The sequence below is a fragment of the Hydrogenophaga sp. genome (assembly GCF_041633695.1).
Taxonomy (GTDB): domain Bacteria; phylum Pseudomonadota; class Gammaproteobacteria; order Burkholderiales; family Burkholderiaceae_C; genus Hydrogenophaga.
The window spans coordinates 1-2,149 of record NZ_JBFJMY010000602.1 but is presented as its reverse complement, the minus strand read 5'-3'; the positions used below and the strand labels follow the sequence as shown (position 1 = coordinate 2,149).

The 2,149-nt window shown below is 60.1% G+C and carries 3 protein-coding genes; all 3 read left to right on the top strand.

Going from position 1 to position 2,149, the window contains the following annotated elements; genetic code table 11:
• On the top strand, positions 1-627 hold a 627-nt coding region (urtB, locus tag ABYB95_RS22265; protein ID WP_372662137.1), incomplete at its 5' end, for an urea ABC transporter permease subunit UrtB.
• 2 nt (positions 628-629) lie between these two features.
• Positions 630-1,676, top strand: a complete 1,047-nt coding sequence (urtC, locus tag ABYB95_RS22260; RefSeq protein ID WP_372662134.1) for an urea ABC transporter permease subunit UrtC — start codon at positions 630-632, stop codon at positions 1,674-1,676.
• A gap of 44 nt (positions 1,677-1,720) precedes the next feature.
• On the top strand, positions 1,721-2,149 hold a 429-nt coding region (locus tag ABYB95_RS22255), incomplete at its 3' end, for an ATP-binding cassette domain-containing protein (protein ID WP_372662131.1).

The following is a 2,149-nucleotide window of genomic DNA, read 5'->3' as shown; positions in this document are numbered from 1 at the left end:
TTCATCCGCTTCTTCTACAACCGTCCGCTGGATACGCTACTGGCGACTTGGGGGCTCAGCTTGATCCTGCAGCAGACCTACCGCACGGTATTCGGTGCGCAGGAGGTAAGCGTTCCGCTGCCCATGTGGCTGGCAGGGGCCTGGGAGCCTACCGAGGGCATTCAGCTCCCAATTACCCGCCTTTTCATCGTAGGTCTCACGGTGGCCGTGGCCATCGGCGTCTACCTGCTGCTCTACCGCACGCGCTGGGGGCTGAAGGTCCGGGCCGTCACTCAGAACCGCCCGATTGCCGGGGCCGTGGGTATCGATACGAACCGCGTGGACGCGCTGACCTTTGCACTGGGCTCGGGTCTCGCCGGCATTGCCGGATGCGTGTTCACGATGATCGGTTCGACCAACCCAGGTACCGGCCAGCTCTACATCGTCGACTCGTTCATCGTAGTGGTGTTCGGTGGCGTCCAGAGTCTCGTGGGCACCGCGCTCTCAGCGCTATTGATTGCCCAGGGGCAGACCTGGCTTGAATTCCTTTTGAGCGGCTCCATGGCCAAGGCCACCATCCTGTTGCTGGTGATTCTGGTTCTTTACTTCCGTCCCAACGGCCTATTTGCCGTGCGTTCCAGGAGCTGAGCATGTCGTCCCATACACATCGAACCGATATGGCAAGTGCCCTGGCGCTGTTGGCCCTGCTTGTAATTGCCCTGCCACTGATGCTCGACCCTTTTCGCCTGAACCTTGTCGGAAAGTATCTGGCACTGGCCTTCGTGGCTATCGGAATCGTGCTCACCTGGGGATACGGTGGCATCCTGAGCCTGGGGCAGGGCGTTTTCTTTGGCCTAGGTGGCTACATGATCGCCATGTTTCTCAAGCTGGAGGCCTCATCGCCAGAGCTACCGGATTTTATGGTCTGGAGCAGCGTGGAATCGCTACCGCTTTGGTGGATACCTTTCCGCTCGCTGGGTTGGACGGTGTTGGGCATCCTTCTGCTACCGGCAGCAGTTGCCTACCTGTTCTCGTATGCCATCTTTCGCCGACGGGTTGGCGGAGTGTATTTCGCCATCGTCACGCTCTCGCTGGCGCTTACCTTGACTGTGGTGGTGGTCGGCCAGCAGGGCGACACCGGCGGTGCCAATGGCATCACCGATTTCCACACCCTGCTGGGGATGGACATCCTGGACGACCGGTCGCAGCGGGCGCTCTATTTCATCGAGGTCGCCGTCCTGGCGGTGGCGATGTTCCTAGCGCAGGCGCTGGTGCGAAGTCGCTTTGGCAAGATTCTGATTGCCATCCGCGATCGAGAAGACCGTGTGCGCTTCAGCGGCTACGACACCGCGCATATGAAGGCATTTGTGTTCGCCTGTGGCGCAGTGTTGGCGTCGGTGGGTGGTGCGTTCTTCACCTTGCAAGTTGGTCTCATCTCTCCCAGCGCCATCGGCGTGGTGGCGTCGGTGGAGATGGTGATCTATGCGGCTGTCGGCGGGCGCTTGTCAATCCCGGGAGCGGTGGTGGGTGCGTTGTTGATTGGCTTTCTCAAATCGTACCTGTCGGAGACCTTTCCCGAGGGGTGGCTGTATTTCCTGGGGGCGGTCTTCATCCTGGTTGTTTGGGTTATGCCCAACGGTTTGGCCGGGCTGAAGGACCAGTGGCTCTCCCGCCGCGGATCCGGGGGTGCGGAATGAACAACAGCTTTGCCATGCCTCTTCCAACACACGTTACGTCTGCCATGAGCACAACCACTACCTCCGATAACGTACTACAGGTCGAGAATCTCACCGTCTCCTTCGACGGGTTCAAGGCTGTTGATGGCTTGAGTCTGAGAGTAGAGCGCAACGAGCTGCGGGTCATCATCGGTCCCAACGGCGCAGGCAAGACCACGCTGCTCGACATGATCTGCGGAAAAACCCGCCCCACCTCCGGGCGCGTGCTCTTCGAGGGACACGACCTCACTCGCATGAAAGAGCACCAGATCGTGCGCGCTGGCGTTGGCCGCAAGTTTCAGACGCCGTCGGTCTACGAGGATCTCACGGTGTTTGAGAACCTGGAAATCTCGCTGCCCCGCACGCATGGTCTGTTCCAGTCGTTGACTTTCCGCCGCACCGCCGCGATTGTGCAGCGTATCCAGGACATGGCCGGGCAGATTTTTCTGACCGAC

What these genes read in the sequence shown, in the direction of transcription:
- urtC (WP_372662134.1), top strand. Translation starts at nt 630, where the DNA reads ATGTCGTCCCATACACATCGAACCGATATGGCAAGTGCCCTGGCGCTG.